Genomic DNA, 19,808 nt, shown 5'->3' with positions numbered 1-19,808 from the left:
GGACGCGGTCGGCACCATGGTCGGGTGTCCGCCACCCTGCTCGCCCGTGGTCTGGCCGCCGGTCACGGCGCCCGGGTCCTGTTCACCGACCTCGACCTGGTCGTCGCCCCCGGCGACGTCGTCGGCCTGGTCGGGGTGAACGGCGCCGGCAAGTCCACCCTGCTGCAGACCCTCGCCGGCGTGCTCCCGGCCGAGGCGGGCGAGATCGCGCTCAGCCCGCCGTCGGCGACCGTCGGCTACCTGCCGCAGGAGGCCGAACGGCGTCCGGGCGAGACGGTGCTCGACGCGCTGGCCCGCCGCACCGGGGTGGCCGCGGCCCAGGTGGCGATGGACGAGGCGCTCGAGCGGCTCAGCGAGGGCGCCCCCGGCGCCGACGACCGCTACGGCGACGCGCTCGAGCGCTGGCTCGCCCTGGGTGGCGCCGACCTGGCCGAGCGCGCCGAGGAGGTCGTCGCGGCGGTGGCGCCGGGGGTGGCGCTGGACGCACCGACCGTCGGCCTCTCCGGCGGCCAGGCCGCCCGGGTCGGGCTGGCCTCGCTGCTGCTGTCCCGGTACGACGTGCTGCTGCTCGACGAGCCCACCAACGACCTGGACCTGGCCGGCCTGGAGCAGCTGGAGCGGTTCGTCGCCGGCCTGCGCACCGGGGTGGTGCTGGTCAGCCACGACCGCGAGTTCCTCTCCCGCACCGTCACCCGGGTGGTCGAGCTGGACCTGGCCCAGCAGCTGGTCCGGGTGCACGACGGCGGTTACGAGGCGTACCTGACCGAGCGGGAGGTGGCCCGCCGGCACGCCCGCGAGGAGTTCGAGGAGTTCGCCGACACCAAGGCCGGCCTGGAGGCCCGCGCCCGGATGCAGCGCAACTGGATGGCCAAGGGCGTCCGGGACTCGATCAAGAAGTCCAAGGACGGCGACAAGCACATCAAGGCGCACAACCGGGCCTCGTCGGAGAAGCAGGCGGCGAAGGCCAAGCAGACCGAGCGGCGGATCGAGCGGCTGGAGGTCGTCGAGGAGCCGCGCAAGGAGTGGGAGCTGCGGATGGAGATCGCCGCGGCGCCCCGGGCCGGCGCGGTGGTGGCGACGCTGCGCGGCGCGGTCGTCCGCCGGGGCGCGTTCACCCTCGGCCCGGTCGACCTGCAGGTCGACTGGGGCGACCGGGTGGCGATCACCGGCGCCAACGGGTCGGGCAAGAGCACCCTGCTGGCGGCGCTGCTGGGCCGGGTGCCGGTCGACGAGGGCTCGGCGTCGCTGGGCTCGGGTGTCCGGCTGGGCGAGGTGGACCAGGTGCGCGGGCTCTTCCTCGGCGACGAGCCGCTGGCCGCTGCCTTCGGCGCCGAGGTGCCCGACCTGCCCGACGCCGAGGTGCGCACCCTGCTGGCCAAGTTCGGGTTGCGCGCCGACCACGTGCTGCGCCCGGCCGGCACGCTCTCGCCCGGCGAGCGCACCCGGGCGGCGCTGGCGCTGCTGCAGGCCCGCGGCGTGAACGTGCTGGTGCTCGACGAGCCGACCAACCACCTGGACCTGCCGGCGATCGAGCAGCTGGAGCAGGCGCTGGCCGACTACCCGGGCACCCTGCTGCTGGTGACCCACGACCGCCGGATGCTCGAGGCGGTGCACACCACGCGGCGCTTCGAGGTGGCGGCCGGGCAGGTGCGCGAGGGCTGAGCGACCCCCGGGACGACGCCGCCCGCCGGGCCTGGGGCCGGGCGGGCGGTGTGTGCGGTGTGAGCCTGGGCTGGTGTGCCCCCGGCAGGATTCGAACCTGCGCCCCTGCCTCCGGAGGGCAGTGCTCTATCCCCTGAGCTACGGGGGCTCGTCATCGCGGTGGTGCGTGTCGCGGCGCCGGACTTCCTGGCGCCGGGAGAGCACGTTACCGCACCGACGCCGGGCCGTCGGAGGGGGCCTCAGGGTGCCGGCAGCGGGGTCCCGCCCCGGGCCTGCAGCAGCGACTCCATGAACGTGGTCTCCGCGCTCTGCGACGCCACGATGGCGCCGGCCAGACCGCGCACGGCCGCCTCGGCGGCGTGCTCCTCGCCGTACTGCGCCATCTCCAGGCCGCCCTGGTGGTGCCGGATCATCAGCTGCAGGAACAGCACGTCGAACGGCGTGCCGGTCAGCGACCGCAGGTCGGTCAGCTCGGCCTCGGTGGCCATCCCGGGCATCACGGCGCCACCGGCCGCCGGGGCGTCGGCCATGTGCGACATGTCGTGCCCGGCCATCGCGTCGTCGGCCATCCAGGCCATGACCTCGCCGCTGGTCAGCGGCAGGCCCCAGAGCGTCAGCCAGCCCTGCATCCGCCCGACCTGGTTGGTCTGGGTGGCGGAGATGTCGAAGGCGAGCCGGCGCACCTCGTCGTCCGAGCTCTGGGTCAGCGCGAGGTTGGCCATCTCGACCGCCTGCAGGTGATGCCGGGACATGTCCCGGGCGAAGCCCGCGTCGACCGAGTCCGCTGCGGGGGTCTCGGTGCGCCCGAGCCCCAGCGCGACGGCCAGCCCGCCGCCGGCGGCCAGCAGGCCGAGCGCGATGACGGTGACCAGCAGGCCGGTGACCCAGCGCCGCGGCCGCCCGGCCGGGGCCGGGGCGGCCTCGGTCGGGGAGCCGGTCGTCGGGGCGGCGGTGGTCACGGGGTGGTGGTGCCGCTCTCGCCGGCCGGGGCGGAGCTGGCGGGGGCGTCGGAGGCCACCGGGGCGTCGGTCGCGGTGGCGGCGCCGGTGCCGGCCCGGGTGACGTCGCCGACGACCAGCGGGTCGGTGATGAACGCCGGGTTCTCGCAGGTCGCCCCGAGCTCGGGGGTGAAGTCGGCGTTGAAGGCCATGAAGTCGGCGAACTGCTGCACCCGCACGTCCGACGCGGAGTCGACGGTGACCTGGTGGCCCCACGACTGCAGGCTGATCGGCGCGGACTGCCCGGCGTAGGGGGAGAGCATCAGGCCCGAGCGGCCGTCGACCAGGTCCTCGAGGGTGCCCAGGTCGTCGTCGCTGACCGCGTCGGGGTCGTAGGTGATCCAGACGGCGCCGTGCTCGAGGCTGTGCACCGCGTTCTCGTGCCGGATGTCGACGTCGTAGACGGTGCCGGTGCAGTCGGCCCACTCGTTGTCGTGCTCGCCGCCCACCGGCGGGCTCTCGGTGTAGTCGACGGACGTGGTGACGTGCAGGCCGCCCTCGTACTCGTAGCTCTGCAGCCCGGCGATCTGGTCGGCCGAGGTGACCTTGTCCGCGTTCGCCTCGTTGACCTGGACCACGGCGTAGGTGATGACGGCGGCGGCGAAGACGACGACCGCGACCGCGGCGGCGATGAGCCCCCAGGGCCGCTGCTGGGTGACCACGTTCACCGGCGGGCGGGTGCGGCCCTTGCCGGCCTGGGCGCCACCGCGCTGCCCCGAGGGGCGCTGCCCGGACGCCCGGCTGGAGCCGGTACCCCCACGGGACGTGCCGCCTGACGCGCGGCCGTTCTCGGGCTTGGGGTCCTTGGCCACTACCGCTCCTCGCTGCGCTGCCGGGCCGGGGACTCGACGTCCCGGGACCGGGCCGGTCCACCTGGCCGGCGGCAGCGAGTGTAGGTCGGGCTCCTGTGCGGACCAGGGCCTTGACCCGGCCCCCCGGCCCGGGTGGGGCAGGCGGGACGGCCGGGGCGTGCAGACGAGGCGGAGATCACAGCTGCACCGCTCAGTACGCTCGTGCGGTGACACCCGAGCAGCTCAGTGACGTCGTCCGGTCCGCGGTCGCGGCCGCCGTGGAGCGCGGCGTGCTCGCCGGCGCCGTCCCCGACGAGGTCGTCATCGAGCGCCCGAAGAACCCCGAGCACGGCGACTACGCCACCAACGTGGCCCTGCGGCTGGCCAAGGGTGCCGGCCGGCCGCCCCGCGAGGTCGCCGAGGCGCTGGCCGGCGAGCTGCGCGGCGTCGACGGCGTCTCCCGGGTCGACGTCGCCGGCCCGGGCTTCCTGAACATCACCCTGGCCAAGGACGCGCTGGGCCAGCTCGCCGTCCGGGCGGTCGTCGCCGGGGATGCCTACGGCCGCACCGACACCCTCGCCGGGCAGCGGCTGAACCTGGAGTTCGTCTCGGCCAACCCGACGGGGCCGGTCACCCTGGGGTCGACCCGGTGGGCCGCCGTGGGCGACGCGCTGGCCCGGCTGCTCGAGGCCAGCGGTGCCGAGGTCAGCCGGGAGTACTACGTCAACGACGCCGGCTCGCAGATCGAGCGGTTCGGTCGCAGCCTCCAGGCGGTGGCGCTGGGCCGCGAGGTGCCCGAGGACGGCTACCAGGGCGACTACGTCGAGCCGGTCGCCGCCCGGGTCGTCGAGGCGCACCCCGGTCTGCTCGAACTGCCGGAGGACCAGCAGGTGCCGGTCTTCGCCGAGGAGGGTGTCGCGGCGATGGTCGCCGACATCCGCAGCACGCTCGACGGCTTCGGCGTCCACTTCGACACCTTCTTCTCCGAGCGGACGCTGCACGCGTCCGGTGCGCTGGAGAAGGCGGTGGCCCGGCTGCGCGAGCAGGGGCACGTCTTCGAGACCGACGGTGCGGTGTGGCTCCGGACGACGACGTTCGGCGACGACAAGGACCGGGTGCTGGTCAAGGCCGACGGGGAGCCGACCTACTTCGCCGCCGACTGCGCCTACTACCTGGACAAGCGGCAGCGCGGCTTCGACCGGGCCGTGATCATGCTCGGCGCCGACCACTCCGGCTACGTGGGTCGCTACAAGGCCCTGGTCGCGGCGTTCGGGGACGACCCGGCGGCGAACCTGGAGATCCTGATCGGCCAGCTGGTCAACCTGGTGCGCAACGGTGAGCCGGTCCGGATGAGCAAGCGCAAGGGCAACTTCGTGCTGCTCACCGACCTGGTGGACGCCGTCGGGCAGGACGCCGCCCGGTACGCGCTGGCCCGGGCGTCGGTCGACCAGCAGATCGACATCGACGCCGACCTGTGGAGCCGGCAGACCAACGACAACCCGGTCTTCTACGTCCAGTACGCGCACGCCCGGATCTCCTCGCTGCTCCGCGGCGCCGCCGACCTCGGGCTGCAGCTGGGCGAGGCCGCCGACGTCGACACCGCGCTGCTCGAGCACCCGCGGGAGGGCGACCTGCTGCGGGCGATCGGTGAGTTCCCGCGGGTGGTCGCCGCGGCGGCCGAGCTGCGCGCGCCGCACCGGGTGGCCCGCTACCTGGAGGAGCTGGCCGGCACCTACCACCGGTTCTACGACTCCTGCCGGGTGCTGCCGCGCGGCGACGAGGAGGTCACCCCGGTGACGACGCCCCGGCTCTGGCTCTGCGCCGCGACCGCCACGGTGCTGCGCAACGGCCTGGCCGTGCTCGGCGTGTCCGCGCCGGAGCGGATGTGAGGGCGCACCCGGCGGGCCCGCTGCACGCCGGCATCTCCCCGCCGCCGGCGGCCGGGCCGGCCCCCGCCGACCTCGGCGCGCTCGACCCGCAGGTCTGGCCGCGCTCGGCGCGGCGGGTCGACGGCGAGCTGCACCTGGCCGGCCGGCCGGTGACCGAGCTGGCCCGCGAGCACGGCACCCCGCTGTTCGTGCTGGACGAGGCCGACTTCCGCAGCCGGGCCGCGGACTTCGCCGACGCCTTCACCGACGCCGACGTGCACTACGCGTCCAAGGCGTTCCTCTGCGGCCAGGTGGCCCGCTGGATCGCCGAGGACGGGCTGCACCTGGACGCCTGCTCGGGCAACGAGCTCGCGGTGGCGCTGGCCGCCGGGTTCCCGGCCGGGCGGATCGCGCTGCACGGCAACAACAAGTCCCTCGTCGAGCTCCAGCTGGCCGTCGACGCCGGCATCGGCCACGTGGTGCTGGACTCCTTCGACGAGATCGAGCGGCTGGTGCCGCTGGCCGAGGCGCGGGTGGCCTCCGGGGGAGCGCCGGTGCCGGTGCTCATCCGGTCGACCGTCGGCATCGAGGCGCACACCCACGAGTTCATCGCCACCGCCCACGAGGACCAGAAGTTCGGCTTCTCGCTGGCCACCGGCGACGCGCTGACCGCCGCCGTCCGGGTCATCCGCGAGCCGGCGCTGCACCTGGCCGGGCTGCACAGCCACATCGGGTCGCAGATCTTCGACACCGCCGGGTTCGAGGCCGCCGCGCACCGGGTCGTCGGACTGCTCGGCCAGGTCCACCAGGCCACCGGCGAGCTGCTCGGCGAGCTGAACCTGGGCGGTGGCTTCGGCATCGCCTACCTCGCCGAGGACGACCCGGTCGGTGCCGCGGACGTCGCCGTCCGGCTGCGGTCGGTGGTCGCCGCGGAGTGCGCCGCGCTCGGGCTGCCGGTGCCCCGGCTGGCGGTCGAGCCCGGCCGCGCCATCGCCGGCCCGGGCACGGTCACCCTGTACGAGATCGGCACCATCAAGCCGGTCCGGCTCGGCGCCGGCGGCTCCCCGGGCGCGCCGCTGGTGCGCAACTACGTGTCGGTCGACGGCGGGATGAGCGACAACATCCGCACCGCCCTGTACGACGCCAGCTACACCTGCGTGCTGGCCAACCGCAGCTCCGACGCCCCGCCCGCGCTGTGCCGGGTGGTCGGCAAGCACTGCGAGAGCGGCGACGTGCTGGTCCGCGACCTGTGGCTGCCCTCGGACGTGCAGCCCGGCGACCTGCTGGCGGTGGCCGCCACCGGCGCCTACTGCTGGTCGATGGCGAGCAACTACAACTACCTGCTCAAGCCGCCGGTGGTCGCCGTGCGGGACGGCGTGGCCACCGAGATCGTCCGGAGGCAGACACTGTCCGACGTGTTCGCCCTCGACGCCGTCCTCGCCGACGTGCCCGCCCCCAGCCCGGCGATCGACCAGCCGGCACCCGAGCACGCCGCAGGAGCCCGGTCATGAGTGATGCGCTGAAGGTCGCCCTGCTCGGCTGCGGCACGGTCGGCGGGGCGGTGCTGCGGCTGCTGTCCGAGCAGTCCGACGACCTGGCCGCCCGGGTCGGCCGCCGGATCGAGGTGGCCGGTGTCGCCGTCCGCCGGCCCGACCGGCACCCCGAGGTGCCCGCCGACCTGCTCACCACCGACGCGCACGCGCTGGTGACCCGCCCCGACGTCGACCTGGTGGTCGAGGTGATCGGCGGCATCGAGCCGGCCCGCAGCCTGCTGCTGGCCGCGATCGGCGCCGGCAAGTCGGTGGTCAGCGCCAACAAGGCGCTGCTGGCCGACGACGGCGTCGCGCTGCACGCCGCGGCGAGCGAGGCGGGGGTCGACCTGTACTACGAGGCGGCGGTGGCCGGGGCGATCCCGCTGCTGCGGCCGCTGCGCGAGTCGCTCGCCGGTGACCAGCTGCGCCGGGTCGTCGGCATCGTGAACGGGACGACGAACTACATCCTGTCCCGGATGGCCGAGACCGGCGCCGGCTTCGGCGAGGCGCTGGCCGAGGCGACCGAGCTCGGGTACGCCGAGGCCGACCCCACCGCCGACGTCGACGGGTTCGACGCCGCCGCGAAGGCCGCCATCCTCGCCTCGCTGGCCTTCCACTCGCCGGTCACCGCCGCCGACGTCCACCGCGAGGGGATCTCCGCGGTCTCCGCGACCGACGTGGCCCGCGCCGCCGAGATCGGCTGCACCGTCAAGCTGCTGGCCATCTGCGAGCGGGTCACCGGGGCCGACGGCGCCGACGACGGGGTCGCCGTCCGGGTGCACCCGGCGATGATCCCGACGACCCACCCGCTGGCCGCCGTGGGCGGGGCCTTCAACGCCGTCTTCGTCGAGGCCGAGGCCGCCGGCGAGCTGATGTTCTACGGCCGCGGCGCCGGCGGGGAGCCGACCGCCAGCGCCGTCCTCGGCGACCTGGTCGCGGTGGCCCGCAACCGGCTGGCCGGTGCGGCCGGGCCGGGGACGACCGGCTACGCCGGGCTCACCGTCCGCCCGATGGCCGACACGCCCACCCGCTACCACGTGAGCCTCGACGTCGCCGACGTGCCGGGCGTGCTGGCCACCGTCGCGCAGGAGTTCGCCGCGCACGGCGTCAGCATCGCCACCGTCCGCCAGGACGGGCACGGCGACGCCGCCACGCTGGTGATCGTCACCCACCGGGCACCGGACTCGGCGCTGGCCGCCACCGTGTCCCGGCTGCGGGAGATGTCCGCTGTCCGCGGCGTCACCAGCGTCCTACGAGTCGAGGGGCTCTCATGACCGGCACGACCCTGCGTGGCGCCGTCTCGCCGTACTGGCCGGGGCTGATCGAGGCCTACCGGCACCGGCTGCCGGTCAGCCCGTCGACGCCGGTGGTGACGCTGCAGGAGGGCGCCACCCCGCTGGTGCCGGCGCCCGAGCTGTCCCGCCGCACCGGCTGCGACGTCTGGCTCAAGGTCGAGGGCGCCAACCCGACCGGGTCGTTCAAGGACCGCGGCATGACGATGGCGATCACCAAGGCCCTGGAGGAGGGTGCCAAGGCGGTCATCTGCGCGTCGACGGGCAACACCAGTGCCAGCGCCGCCGCCTACGCGGCCCGGGCCGGCCTCACCTGCGCGGTCCTGGTGCCGCAGGGCAAGATCGCCACCGGCAAGCTCGCCCAGGCGCTGGTGCACGGCGCCACGCTGCTGCAGGTGCAGGGCAACTTCGACGACTGCCTGGCGCTGGCCAGCAAGCTCGCGATCGACTACCCGGTGAGCCTGGTCAACAGCGTCAACCAGTACCGCATCGAGGGCCAGAAGACCGCGTCGTTCGAGATCGTCGACGTGCTCGGCGACGCCCCCGACGTCCACTGCCTGCCGGTCGGCAACGCCGGCAACATCACCGCCTACTGGCAGGGCTACCGCGAGTACGCCGCCGACGGCCCGGCCACCAGGACCCCGCGGATGTGGGGCTTCCAGGCCGCCGGTGCCGCCCCGATCGTCCGCGGCGCGGTCGTCGAGCGGCCGGAGACCATCGCCACCGCCATCCGGATCGGCAACCCGGCGTCCTGGACCAAGGCGCTGGCCGCCCGCGACGAGTCCGGTGGCCGGATCGACGCCGTCACCGACCGGGCGATCCTGGCCGCCTACCGGCTGCTGGCCCGCACCGAGGCGGTCTTCGTCGAGCCGGCGTCCGCGGCGTCGGTGGCCGGGCTGCTGCAGGTCGCCGAGGCCGGTGGCCTGGAGCGCGGCCAGCGGGTCGTCTGCACCGTCACCGGCAACGGCCTCAAGGACCCGGAGTGGGCCATCTCCGGCGCACCGGCGCCGGTCACCATCCCGGTCGACTCGGCGGCCGCCGCGGCGCAGCTGGGGCTCTGAGGGTGCCGAACGCGGGTCCCGCCGTCCGCATCCGGGTGCCGGCCACCAGCGCGAACCTCGGTCCGGCCTTCGACTCCGCGGGGCTCGCGCTGTCCTGCTGGGACGACCTGGACGTCGCGGTCACCGACGGCGGCCTGGCGGTCTCGGTCAGCGGCGCCGGCGCCGGCGAGCTGCCCACCGACGAGTCGCACCTGGTCGTGCAGGCGTTCCGGGCGGCCTGCGCCGAGCTGGGCTGGACCCCGGCCGGGCTGCGGCTCGACGCGCGCAACGGGATCCCGCAGGGGCGGGGGATGGGCTCGTCGGCCGCCGCGGTGACCGCCGGGGTGCTCGCCGCCTGGGCGCTGTGCCCGGACGTCGCCGGCGTCGACGACGCGGCGGTGCTGCGGCTGTGCTCGGAGATCGAGGGCCACCCGGACAACGTCGCGCCCTGCCTGCTCGGCGGGGCCACGCTGTCCTGGACCACCGACGCCGGGGCCCGCGCCGCCCGGCTGGCGGTCGACCCCCGGGTGGCACCGGTGCTCTTCGTGCCGCGCGGGACGCTGGCCACCCACGTCGCGCGCGGGCTGCTGCCGGCCACCGTGCCGCACGCCGACGCCGCGCACGCCGCCGGTCGTGCGGCGCTGCTGGTGCACGCGCTCACCCGCGACCCCGCGCTGCTGCTGGAGGGCACCGAGGACCGGCTGCACCAGGCGCAGCGCGCCCCGGCGATGCCGGAGAGCGCGGCGCTGCTCGCCGCGCTGCGCGCCGACGGGCACGCCGCCGTCGTCTCCGGCGCGGGTCCGTGCGTGCTGACCCTGGCCGTGCTCGGGCACGACGAGCACGTCGGCGACCCGGCCTCGGCCGCCCAGGTCCGGGAGCTCCGCGGCCTCACCCCCGAGGGCTGGGAGTGCCTGCCGCTGCGGGTCGACCACACCGGCGCGGTCGTCACCCCGCTGGCCGCTGATCACGATGCGGTATCGTTCGGCTCGTCTGGAACACGACCGTGATGCATCGTGTTGTGGACGACGTCAGCCCGTGCCTAGGCTGACGACGTAGCCGCCTCCGGGCGTTGCTCCACGCGGGGTCTCGGCCGCGATCCGTCGCCGCCGACCCGCCCCGCATCCACAGACCGCACCTCCCGATCGACGCGCCGGGTCCACGTCAGGGCTCTCGCCGTCCGGGAGCGGGTCACCTCCTGCGCTGGTAGGCGCAGGTCACCGCAGGGAAGGACCTGTACGTGAGCGAAAGCACCGACCTCCTCGACGGCGCGCGCGACGCCGCCCCGTCCGACGAGGCAGCTGCCGGCGCCGGGACGGCCGCCCGTTCCCGCCGCCGTGGCAGCGGGCTGTCCGGGATGCTGCTGCCCGAGCTGCAGCGCCTGGCCGGCGAACTCGGCATCCCCGGCACCGGGAAGATGCGCAAGAGCGACCTCGTCGCCGCCATCTCCGAGCGCCAGGTGGGCGCCACCGGTGACGCGGGCACGCCCGCCGAGACCACCACGACCGTCCCGGCGCCGCGCTCCGACGCCGCCGCGACCGCCGCCCCGCTGGAGGCCCCGGTCTCCGGTGGCGCCAACGGCACGCCGGTCACCCCGCCGGCCACCAGCACCGCCGACACCCCCGTCGAGACCCCCACCGACGCGGCCGCCCCGGCCGGTCGTCGTCGCCGCGGCGCGAGCCGTCCGGCCGGCGCGCCGACCGCCGACGCCGCGGGCGCCGAGACCCCGGCCACCTCGGCCGAGGCCACCGCCACCCAGGCCGCGCCCGCCGAGGTGCGCACCGAGGGCGAGCGCCCGCAGCGCAGCCGCAACCGTGACCGCGGTGAGCGCACGCCCCGCGACGACCGCGACCGCGACGGCGGCGCCCGCACCACCGAGCGCGTCGAGACCCGCGACAGCGGCGGCCGCACCGCCGAGCGTGAGGGTGGCGGCCGCAACGCCGAGCGGGCCGAGACCCGCAACGCCGAGCGCACCGAGACCCGCGACGGGGGCACGGCTCGCGACGGCGAGGAGCGCGGCGGCCGCAACCGGGCCGACGGCGACACCGGCCGCTCCGGCCGCAACCGCACCGAGGGCGCCCGCGACGGCAACCGTCCCGAGGGCGGCAACCGCAACGAGCCCCGCAACGAGCCCCGGAACGAGCCCCGCGGCGACGCCCGGAACGAGCCCCGCGGCGCGGAGCGCAACGAGCCCCGCGGCGACGAGGACGACGACGACTTCGAGGGCGGCGGCCGCGGCCGCCGTGGCCGGCGCTACCGCGACCGCAACCGCCGTGGCGGCAACGCCGGCGGGGGCCGCGAGCGCTTCGACCAGGCCGAGCCCACGGTCAGCGAGGACGACGTCCTGCTGCCGGTCGCCGGCATCCTGGACGTGCTGGACAGCTACGCGTTCGTCCGCACCTCCGGCTACCTGACCGGCCCGAACGACGTCTACGTCTCGCTGTCGCAGGTGCGCCGCTACGGCCTGCGCCGCGGCGACGCCATCACCGGTGCGGTCCGCCAGCCCCGCGAGGGCGAGCGCAAGGACAAGTACAACGCGCTGGTGCGGCTGGACTCGGTCAACGGGCTGGACCCCGAGCAGGCGCGCAACCGCCCGGAGTTCACCAAGCTGACCCCGCTCTACCCGCAGGACCGCCTGCGGCTGGAGACCGAGTCGCACCTGATGACGACACGGATCATGGACCTGGTCATGCCCATCGGGAAGGGCCAGCGCGCGCTCATCGTCAGCCCGCCGAAGGCCGGCAAGACGATGGTGCTGCAGTCGATCGCCAACGCGATCTCGACGAACAACCCCGAGGTCCACCTCATGGTCGTGCTCGTCGACGAGCGGCCCGAGGAGGTCACCGACATGCAGCGCTCGGTGAAGGGCGAGGTCATCGCCTCGACCTTCGACCGGCCGCCGGCCGACCACACGACGGTCGCCGAGCTGTCCATCGAGCGGGCCAAGCGCCTGGTCGAGATGGGCCACGACGTCGTCGTCCTGCTGGATTCGATCACCCGGCTGGGCCGCGCCTACAACCTGGCGGCCCCCGCCAGCGGGCGCATCCTCTCCGGTGGTGTCGACTCCACGGCGCTGTACCCGCCCAAGCGCTTCCTCGGTGCGGCCCGCAACATCGAGAACGGCGGCTCGCTGACGATCATCGCCTCGGCGCTGGTCGAGACCGGCTCCACGATGGACACGGTCATCTTCGAGGAGTTCAAGGGCACCGGTAACGCGGAGCTGAAGCTGGACCGGCGCCTCGCCGACAAGCGGGTCTTCCCCGCCGTCGACGTGAACGCCTCCAGCACCCGCAAGGAGGAGATCCTCCTCTCGCCCGACGAGCTGGCCATCGTCATCAAGCTCCGCCGGGTGCTGTCGGCGCTGGAGCCCCAGCAGGCGCTGGAGCTGCTGCTCGACCGGATGCGGAAGACCCGCAACAACATCGAGTTCCTGATGCAGGTCCAGAAGACGACGCTGGGCGTCGGCGAGAAGGACTGACGGAGGACCTCCCTGCCCCCCACCGCTCGCAGGCTCGCGGCGGGCCCCGGCAGGGAGCCCGTACACTGGCCCATCGAGCCTCTGCCGCCTCCACCGGCGGCGTGCGAACCACCGGACCACGAGACCAGAGAGAGAGGGTGCAGCGGCATGAAGGCCGACATCCACCCGGACTACCACGTCACCCAGGTGACCTGCGGTTGCGGTAACACGTTCACCACCAAGAGCACGGCGGCCGGCGGCACGATGACCGTCGAGACCTGCTCCGCCTGCCACCCGTTCTACACGGGCAAGCAGCGCATCCTCGACACCGGCGGCCGCGTCGCCCGGTTCGAGAAGCGCTTCGGCAAGCGCAACGCCGGCGCTCCCGCCGACAAGTAGCACTCCCGACGGCGCCCGCGCCGCCCTGCACCGGGGCGGCGCGGGCGCCGTCGTCATGTCCGCACCCGCCCCGACCGTGAGACCACCCGAGGAGGTCCCGTGAGCAGCGCCGAGACCGGCAGCGACCGGCTCGCCGGCCTGCTCGCCGAACACCGCGACCTGGAGGCCCAGCTCGCCGACCCGGCGGTGCACGCCGACGCCGCCCGGGCCCGCCGGCTGGGCCGCCGGTACGCCGCGCTGGCGCCGGTCGTCGAGACGGCGCGAGCGCTGGACGCCGCCCGCGACGACCTGGGCACCGCCCGCGAGCTGGCCGGCGAGGACGCCTCGTTCGCCCGCGAGGCCGAGCAGCTGGAGACCACCGTCACCGGGCTCACCGCCCGGCTGACCGAGCTGCTGCTGCCCAAGGACCCCGACGACGAGAAGGACGTCATCCTCGAGATCAAGGCGGGGGAGGGCGGGGCGGAGTCCGCGCTGTTCGCCGGTGACCTGCTGCGGATGTACCTGCGCTACGCCGAGCGGCGCGGCTGGTCGACCGAGGTGCTGGACGCCGTCGAGGCCGAGCTGGGTGGCTACAAGGACGTCGCGGTGGCCATCAAGTCCCGCACCGACGAGGGCATCTTCGCGCGGCTGAAGTTCGAGGCCGGCGTCCACCGGGTGCAGCGGGTGCCGGCCACGGAGTCCCAGGGCCGGATCCACACCTCCGCGGCGGGCGTGCTCGTGCTGCCGGAGGCCGAGGAGGTCGACGTGCAGGTCGACCCCAACGACCTGCGGATCGACGTCTTCCGCTCCTCCGGCCCCGGCGGGCAGAGCGTGAACACCACCGACTCCGCCGTCCGGATCACCCACCTGCCCACCGGCATCGTGGTCAGCTCGCAGAACGAGAAGAGCCAGCTGCAGAACCGCGAGTCCGCGCTGCGGGTGCTCCGCTCCCGGTTGCTGGCCGCCGCCCGCGAGGAGGCCGCCGCGACCGCCTCCGACCAGCGCCGCAGCCAGGTGCGCACGGTCGACCGCAGCGAGCGGGTGCGCACCTACAACTACCCGGAGAACCGGATCTCCGACCACCGGGTCGGCTTCAAGGCGCACAACCTGGACGCCGTCCTGGACGGCGACCTGGACCCGGTGCTCGACGCGCTCACCGCGGCGCACACCGCCGAGCTGCTGGCGGTCGGGTCCTGAACGCCCGCTCGCTGCTGGCCGAGGCCGCCCAGCGGCTCGCCGACGCCGGCGTCGAGTCCCCGCGGGTGGACGCCGAGCTGCTGCTCGCCGCGGTGCTCGGCCTGCCCCGGGGGCGGCTGCTCACCCTCGACGACGTCCCGCCGGAGCCGACCGCCCGGTTCGCCGCCTGGGTCGACCAGCGGGCCTCCCGGGTGCCGCTGCAGCACCTCACCGGCACCGCGCCCTTCCGGCACGTCGAGCTGGCCGTGGGGCCGGGCGTCTTCGTGCCGCGGCCGGAGACCGAGCAGATCGCCGGCTGGGTGCTGGAGCGGATCGCCGGGCTGGCCGCCCCGACCGTGGTCGACCTGGGCGCCGGCTCGGGGGCCATCGCCCTGTCGGTCGCCGCCGAGCACCCGGGTGCCCGGGTGCTCGCGGTCGAGCGGGACGCCGGCGCCATCGAGTGGACCCGGCACAACGCCGCGGCGCGCGCGGCGGCCGGCGACACCCCGGTCGAGGTGCTCGCCGGCGACATGACCGACCCGCAGCTGCTGCGCGAGCTCGACGGCACCGTCGACGTCGTCGTCTCCAACCCGCCCTACGTGCCCGACGGCGCCCGGCTGCCCCGCGAGGTGGCCGACCACGACCCGCCGCTGGCGCTGTGGGGCGGCCCGGACGGGCTGGACGTCGTCCGGGGGCTGCTGGGCACCGCCGCCCGGCTGCTGCGGCCCGGCGGGTGGCTGGGCATCGAGCACGCCGACCAGCAGGGGGACTCGCTGCCGGTGCTGGTGCGCGGCTCGGGCGGCTGGACCGCCGTCGCCGACCACCCCGACCTGGCCGGCCGCCCGCGCTACACGACGGCTCAGCGCTCGGGGCACCAGGCCGCGACGTAGCCCGGGTCGTCGGGCCGGGCCACCCCGAGGTCCCGCCGCACCACGCTCACCGTGCTCCCGCGCAGCCGGCACGCCTCCTCGAACCCCTCGTCGGTGTACTCCACCTCGAGCACCGCGCCGCCGTAGGCGTCGGTGTAGGCGGTGCACTCCTCGAACAGCTGGCAGTCCTCCGCGACCGCGTAGTCGAAGCCGAGGTCCTCGCCGGTCAGCTCCGGGGCGTTCTTCTGCGCGACGTCGAGCCCCGCGTCGTGCGCCCGGGCCACCAGCAGCCGCGCCGTCGCGGCGGCGTCGTCGGCGGTGAGCAGCCCCTCCGACCGGGTCCAGCTGTCCAGGTTGTCCGGCTCGACGGCGTCGAAGCCGGCGTCGGCGCAGCCGTCGAACCAGGGGCCGACGACGGCCAGCACCGCCTCCCGCCGCTCCGCCGTGGAGACGTCGAGCAGGAACTCACCCGGCCAGTCCGGGTCCTCCACCCGCGCCCCGGAGGCGTCGTGCAGCAGCAGGTCCTCGGGCCACCGGGCACCGGGCTGGGTCTGGAAGGCGTTGACGTAGCAGGCCGACCACAGGTCCGCGGCGGGGGAGTCCGTGCGGTCGCGGACCACCCCGGCGACCCCGTCGGCCGGTGGGTACGCCCCGCCCAGCTGGTAGTCGACCACCGCACCGGCGGGCAGCGGCCCGAGGCCCGGACCAGCCGGCGCGGCGGGGTCGGCGGCGCAGCCGGGCAGCACGACGAGGAGCACCGCCACCGCCGTTGCACCCCACCCCCGCACGGCGCCGACCCTAGGTGGGGGAGACTCCGGACCCGTGGCCGACGTCTTCGACTGCAGCGACCCCGACCAGCGCGAGGCCGGGCTCATCGCCGCGACCTCCGCGCTCGCCCGCGGTGAGCTGGTCCTCCTGCCCACCGACACCGTCTACGGAGTGGCCGCCGACGCGTTCACCCCCGCCGCCGTCACCAGCCTGCTGGCCGCCAAGAACCGGGGCCGCAGCATGCCGGTGCCGGTGCTGATCGGCGAGGCCTCCACGCTGGCCGGGCTGGTGGTCACCATCCCGCCGGTGGCCCACCAGCTCGCCGAGGCGTTCTGGCCCGGTGGTCTCACCCTCGTCGTCGAGCACGCGCCCTCGCTGGCCTGGGACCTGGGGGAGGCCGAGGGGACCGTCGCCGTCCGGCTGCCCGACGACGACGTCGCCCGCGACCTGCTGCGGCGCACCGGCCCGCTGGCCGTCTCCAGCGCCAACCGCTCCGGCCGCCCGGCGGCGACCACGGCGGCCGAGGCGGGGTACCAGCTGGGGGAGCACGCCGCCGTGGTGCTCGACGGCGGCCCGCGCACCGGCTCGGCGGCGAGCACGATCGTCGACTGCACCGCCCCCACCCCGCGGGTGCTGCGGTTCGGTGCGATCGACGTCGACCGGCTCCGCGAGGTCGTCCCCGGCATCACCGACTGACGAAGGACCCCGCTGCCCCCCACCACTCGCACGCTCGCGGCGGGCCCCTGCAGCGGGGCCACGGCGCCTGGCCGCGGTGCGTTTCGGGGAACCGTGCTGCCGGAGGGATACCGTGGTGCGACAGCCGCGCGCCCCGCACCCCGGTGCTCGCGGGCGCCCGCACCGAACAGCAGGAGTGCACCCGCGATGAGCACCCCCGCCACGACCCCCTACTGGGGGCCCGACTTCGACGCCCTGGCGGCCTTCGACCCGGAGATCTCCGGCGTGGTCGTCGACGAGCTGGACCGCCTCCGCAACGGGCTGCAGCTGATCGCGAGCGAGAACTTCACCAGCCCCGCGGTGCTGGCCGCGCTGGGCAGCACGCTGTCGAACAAGTACGCCGAGGGCTACCCGGGCCGCCGCTACTACGGCGGCTGCGAGGTCGTCGACCGGGCCGAGGAGCTGGGCATCTCCCGGGCCAAGGAGCTGTTCGGCGCCGAGCACGCCAACCTGCAGCCGCACTCCGGCGCGAGCGCCAACCTGGCCGCCTACGGCGCCTTCCTCCAGCCCGGGGACACCCTGATGGGCATGGCGCTGCCGCACGGCGGGCACCTGACCCACGGCACCGCGGTCTCCTTCTCCGGCAAGTGGTTCAACGCGGTGCAGTACGGCGTCGACCCGGCCACCGAGCACATCGACTACGACCAGGTGCGCGACCTGGCGCGCGAGCACCGCCCCAAGCTCATCGTCGCCGGTGGCTCGGCGATCCCGCGGCTCATCGACTTCGCCGCCTTCCGGGAGATCGCCGACGAGGTCGGCGCGATCTTCATGGTCGACGCGGCGCACTTCATCGGCCTGGTGGCCGGCAAGGCGATCCCCTCGCCGGTCCCGTACGCCGACGTCGTCACCTTCACCACGCACAAGGTGCTGCGCGGTCCGCGCGGCGGCGCCATCGTCTGCCGGGCCGAGCACGCCAAGGCGATCGACAAGTCGGCCTTCCCGATGATGCAGGGCGGCCCGCTCATGCACGCCATCGCGGCCAAGGCGGTGAACCTCAAGGAGTGCCTGCAGCCGGAGTACCAGGCCTACGCCCGGCAGGTGGTCACCAACGCCCAGGCGCTCACCGAGGGCCTGGCCGCCGAGGGGCTGCGGCCGGTCGCCGGCGGCACCGACACCCACCTGGCGCTGCTGGACCTGCGCGAGGTCACCGACACCGCCGGCGAGCTCGTCACCGGCAAGGTCGCCGAGGCCCGCTGCGACGCGGCCGGCATCGTGCTGAACAAGAACGCCATCCCCTTCGACCCGCAGCCGGCGTCGGTCGCCTCGGGCATCCGGGTCGGCAGCCCCTCGGTCACCACCCAGGGCATGGTCGAGACCGACATGAAGGAGATCGCCTCGCTCATCGGGACGGCCATCCGGGACGCCGACGGCTCCCGGACGGCCGAGGTCGCCGCCGGCGTCCGCGAGCTGGTCGGGGCCCATCCGGCCTACCCCGAGCCGACGCGCACCGCCTGACCCGATGCGCGAGTACGCCGTCGTCCTCCTCGCCGCCGCGATGGTCACGTTCCTGGCCACCCCGGTGGTGCGGGTCGCGGCGGTCCGCTTCCGGGTGATGGCGGCGGTCCGGGACCGCGACGTGCACGTCATCCCCACCCCCCGGGGCGGGGGCGTGGCGATGTACCTCGGGGTCGCGGCCGGGGTGCTGGTCGCCTCCCAGCTGCCCTCGCTGCAGCGGAGCTTCGAGTTCAGCACCCAGACCATCGCGGTGCTGGTCGCCGGTGGGCTGATCTGCCTGCTCGGCGTCCTGGACGACCGGTTCGGCCTCGACGCGCTCACCAAGCTCACCGGGCAGATCGCGGCAGCCGGGGTGATGGTGCTGCTCGGCGTCCAGCTGGCGTTCCTGTTCCTGCCGGTCGCCGACATCGGCACGCTGTCGCTGGGCTCGGACGTCGGGGTGCCGGCGACCATCCTGCTGACCGTCCTCACCGTGAACGCGCTGAACTTCATCGACGGCCTCGACGGGCTGGCGGCCGGGGTGTCAGCGATCGCCGCGCTGGCCTTCTTCGCCTACAGCTACCACCTCGGGCTGGTCGGCTACGACGACGTCGCCAGCGCCCCCGCGCTGATCACCGCCGTGCTGGCCGGTGCGTGCCTGGGCTTCCTGCCGCACAACTTCAGCCCGGCGCGGATCTTCATGGGCGACTCGGGCTCGATGCTGGTCGGGCTGATGCTGTCGGCGGCCGCGGTCTCGGCCACCGGGCAGACCGACTCGCAGACCCTCGGCTCCGCGGCCAGCCTGCTGCCGCTGACCCTGCCGCTGCTGGTGCCGGTCGCGGTGCTCTTCATCCCCTTCATCGACCTGGTGATGGCGATCGTCCGGCGCAGCCTGCGCGGGCAGTCGCCGTTCGCGCCGGACAAGATGCACCTGCACCACCGGCTGCTGTCGATCGGGCACTCCCACCGCCGGGCGGTGCTGATCATGTACTTCTGGGCGGCGCTGCTGAGCTTCGGCGCGGTCGCGCTGTCGATCACCGGGGGCACGGTGGAGGTGCTGGTCATCATCGGGGCCCTGCTGGTCGTCGGTGTCGTGGTCGTGCTCAGCCCGCGGGCCCGCCGCGCCGCGATCGCGGCCCGGCAGGCCGAGCTGGCGGCGCTCAAGGAGCGCAGCCGGGCCGCGCACCCGGCCAGCCGGGTGACCCGGGGCCGCCCGGGTGGCCCGACCGCGCCGGTGGGTGGCCCGCAGCCCCCGGGGCCGGTGCCGACCAGCCGGACGGCGGGGGTGCGGCGATGAGCGCGCCACCCGCGCGACAGCCCAGCGACGCCCCGTGGGACCTCGCCTTCCTGCGGGTCGGGCTGCTGGTCACGCTGCCCCTCACCGCGGTCGCCGTCGTGCTGGTGGGCGCGCTGCTGAGCTGGGCGGACGGGCTCAGCGTGCTCGTGGGCGCGGCCGTCGTCACCAGCTTCTTCGGCGTCTCCGGGCTGGTCGTCACCTGGGCCGGGCGGGTGCACGACAGCTACACGCTGCCGGCCGCGCTCGGCACGTTCCTGGTCAAGATGCTGGTCCTCGTCGCGGTGCTCAAGGCGCTGCCCGAGGACGGCTGGGTGGACCGCCGGGTGCTGGGCTGGACGGTGGTGGTCGGGGCGCTGCTCTGGAGCGTCGTCCAGGCCCGCTGGGTGTGGACGAAGCCGCTCTATTACGTCACGCCGCCAGCGCCGCCGGAACCCTCGCCGGTGAGCGGCCACGGGTCCGTCGACCCCCCGGCGGAAGACCCGGAAACTCCCACGACACGCGGCTGATAGTGTCC

General features: G+C 75.1%; 17 protein-coding genes and 1 tRNA gene. 14 read left to right on the top strand and 4 right to left on the bottom strand.

Features of this window, described 5'->3' with window-relative positions; genetic code table 11:
• Nucleotides 1–24 precede the first annotated feature (24 nt).
• Nucleotides 25–1,662 (top strand): ABC-F family ATP-binding cassette domain-containing protein, encoded by a 1,638-nt coding sequence (locus tag FHX36_RS21610; RefSeq protein WP_110552119.1) that lies wholly within the window; start codon nt 25–27, stop codon nt 1,660–1,662.
• 76 nt (nt 1,663–1,738) lie between these two features.
• Here the strand turns inward: FHX36_RS21610 and FHX36_RS21605 are convergent.
• The 3 genes from FHX36_RS21605 to FHX36_RS24085 all read right to left on the bottom strand — a co-directional run bounded on the left by FHX36_RS21605 (nt 1,739) and on the right by FHX36_RS24085 (nt 3,472).
• Nucleotides 1,739–1,810: transfer RNA gene (locus FHX36_RS21605), tRNA-Arg, on the bottom strand.
• 91 nt (nt 1,811–1,901) lie between these two features.
• Nucleotides 1,902–2,621, bottom strand: coding sequence for a DUF305 domain-containing protein (locus FHX36_RS21600; protein ID WP_110552118.1), 720 nt, complete (start codon nt 2,619–2,621; stop codon nt 1,902–1,904).
• Entirely contained in the window at nt 2,618–3,472 is an 855-nt protein-coding gene (locus FHX36_RS24085) for a thioredoxin-like domain-containing protein (RefSeq protein WP_110552117.1), read from the bottom strand. The genes FHX36_RS21600 and FHX36_RS24085 overlap by 4 nt, the downstream gene beginning before the upstream one ends.
• 206 nt (nt 3,473–3,678) lie before the next feature.
• Between FHX36_RS24085 and argS the strand changes: the two genes are divergently transcribed.
• From argS to prmC, 9 genes are all read left to right on the top strand, one after another.
• Nucleotides 3,679–5,340: an arginine--tRNA ligase gene (gene argS, locus FHX36_RS21590; RefSeq protein WP_110552116.1), complete on the top strand. Its 1,662-nt coding sequence runs from the start codon at nt 3,679–3,681 to the stop codon at nt 5,338–5,340.
• Entirely contained in the window at nt 5,337–6,830 is a 1,494-nt protein-coding gene (gene lysA, locus FHX36_RS21585) for a diaminopimelate decarboxylase (RefSeq protein WP_183514355.1), read from the top strand. Before argS ends, lysA begins: the two co-directional genes overlap by 4 nt.
• Nucleotides 6,827–8,125 carry a homoserine dehydrogenase gene (locus FHX36_RS21580; protein ID WP_110552114.1) on the top strand — a complete coding sequence of 433 codons (1,299 nt, stop codon included), beginning with the start codon at nt 6,827–6,829 and terminating at the stop codon, nt 8,123–8,125. Before lysA ends, FHX36_RS21580 begins: the two co-directional genes overlap by 4 nt.
• Complete coding sequence (gene thrC, locus FHX36_RS21575; protein ID WP_110552113.1) at nt 8,122–9,204, top strand: threonine synthase; 1,083 nt, start codon at nt 8,122–8,124, stop codon at nt 9,202–9,204. Before FHX36_RS21580 ends, thrC begins: the two co-directional genes overlap by 4 nt.
• A gap of 2 nt (nt 9,205–9,206) precedes the next feature.
• Nucleotides 9,207–10,190 (top strand): homoserine kinase, encoded by a 984-nt coding sequence (gene thrB / locus FHX36_RS21570; RefSeq protein WP_343056700.1) that lies wholly within the window; start codon nt 9,207–9,209, stop codon nt 10,188–10,190.
• A 230-nt stretch (nt 10,191–10,420) separates the two neighbouring features.
• Nucleotides 10,421–12,658, top strand: a complete 2,238-nt coding sequence (rho, locus tag FHX36_RS21565) for a transcription termination factor Rho (protein WP_183514353.1) — start codon at nt 10,421–10,423, stop codon at nt 12,656–12,658.
• 147 nt (nt 12,659–12,805) lie between these two features.
• Entirely contained in the window at nt 12,806–13,036 is a 231-nt protein-coding gene (gene rpmE, locus FHX36_RS21560) for a 50S ribosomal protein L31 (RefSeq protein ID WP_110553164.1), read from the top strand.
• 99 nt (nt 13,037–13,135) lie between these two features.
• Nucleotides 13,136–14,212, top strand: coding sequence for a peptide chain release factor 1 (gene prfA, locus FHX36_RS21555; protein WP_110553163.1), 1,077 nt, complete (start codon nt 13,136–13,138; stop codon nt 14,210–14,212).
• Complete coding sequence (prmC, locus tag FHX36_RS21550; protein ID WP_110553162.1) at nt 14,209–15,081, top strand: peptide chain release factor N(5)-glutamine methyltransferase; 873 nt, start codon at nt 14,209–14,211, stop codon at nt 15,079–15,081. Before prfA ends, prmC begins: the two co-directional genes overlap by 4 nt.
• Here prmC and FHX36_RS21545 read toward each other — a convergent pair.
• Entirely contained in the window at nt 15,051–15,824 is a 774-nt protein-coding gene (locus FHX36_RS21545; protein ID WP_220036012.1) for an endo alpha-1,4 polygalactosaminidase, read from the bottom strand. The two genes, prmC and FHX36_RS21545, sit on opposite strands and share 31 nt — an antisense overlap.
• 58 nt (nt 15,825–15,882) lie before the next feature.
• On the opposite strand from FHX36_RS21545, the gene FHX36_RS21540 reads away from it, so the two are divergent.
• The 4 genes from FHX36_RS21540 (at nt 15,883) to FHX36_RS21525 (ending at nt 19,800) form a co-directional block, all read left to right on the top strand.
• Complete coding sequence (locus FHX36_RS21540) at nt 15,883–16,524, top strand: L-threonylcarbamoyladenylate synthase (protein WP_110553165.1); 642 nt, start codon at nt 15,883–15,885, stop codon at nt 16,522–16,524.
• A gap of 186 nt (nt 16,525–16,710) precedes the next feature.
• Nucleotides 16,711–18,018, top strand: coding sequence for a serine hydroxymethyltransferase (locus FHX36_RS21535; RefSeq protein ID WP_110553160.1), 1,308 nt, complete (start codon nt 16,711–16,713; stop codon nt 18,016–18,018).
• A 4-nt stretch (nt 18,019–18,022) separates the two neighbouring features.
• Nucleotides 18,023–19,294: a glycosyltransferase family 4 protein gene (locus tag FHX36_RS21530; protein ID WP_183514351.1), complete on the top strand. Its 1,272-nt coding sequence runs from the start codon at nt 18,023–18,025 to the stop codon at nt 19,292–19,294.
• Nucleotides 19,291–19,800 (top strand): Cg1360 family ATP-synthase-associated protein, encoded by a 510-nt coding sequence (locus tag FHX36_RS21525; RefSeq protein ID WP_181428682.1) that lies wholly within the window; start codon nt 19,291–19,293, stop codon nt 19,798–19,800. The genes FHX36_RS21530 and FHX36_RS21525 overlap by 4 nt, the downstream gene beginning before the upstream one ends.
• The last annotated feature ends 8 nt before the right edge of the window (nt 19,801–19,808 follow it).

Origin of the sequence: Modestobacter versicolor, assembly GCF_014195485.1 — a bacterium.
GTDB classification, from domain to species: Bacteria; Actinomycetota; Actinomycetes; order Mycobacteriales; family Geodermatophilaceae; genus Modestobacter; species Modestobacter versicolor.
Note: the sequence above shows the minus strand (reverse complement) of the source record. Positions and strands in the feature narration are given on the sequence as shown.

Bases quoted from the DNA above. Each gene is read 5' to 3' on its own strand.
- FHX36_RS21535 (WP_110553160.1), top strand. From the start codon at position 16,711: ATGAGCACCCCCGCCACGACCCCCTACTGGGGGCCCGACTTCGACGCC.
- FHX36_RS21525 (WP_181428682.1), top strand. From the start codon at position 19,291: ATGAGCGCGCCACCCGCGCGACAGCCCAGCGACGCCCCGTGGGACCTC.
- FHX36_RS21580 (WP_110552114.1), top strand. From the start codon at position 6,827: ATGAGTGATGCGCTGAAGGTCGCCCTGCTCGGCTGCGGCACGGTCGGC.
- FHX36_RS21530 (WP_183514351.1), top strand. From the start codon at position 18,023: ATGCGCGAGTACGCCGTCGTCCTCCTCGCCGCCGCGATGGTCACGTTC.
- thrC (WP_110552113.1), top strand. From the start codon at position 8,122: ATGACCGGCACGACCCTGCGTGGCGCCGTCTCGCCGTACTGGCCGGGG.
- rpmE (WP_110553164.1), top strand. From the start codon at position 12,806: ATGAAGGCCGACATCCACCCGGACTACCACGTCACCCAGGTGACCTGC.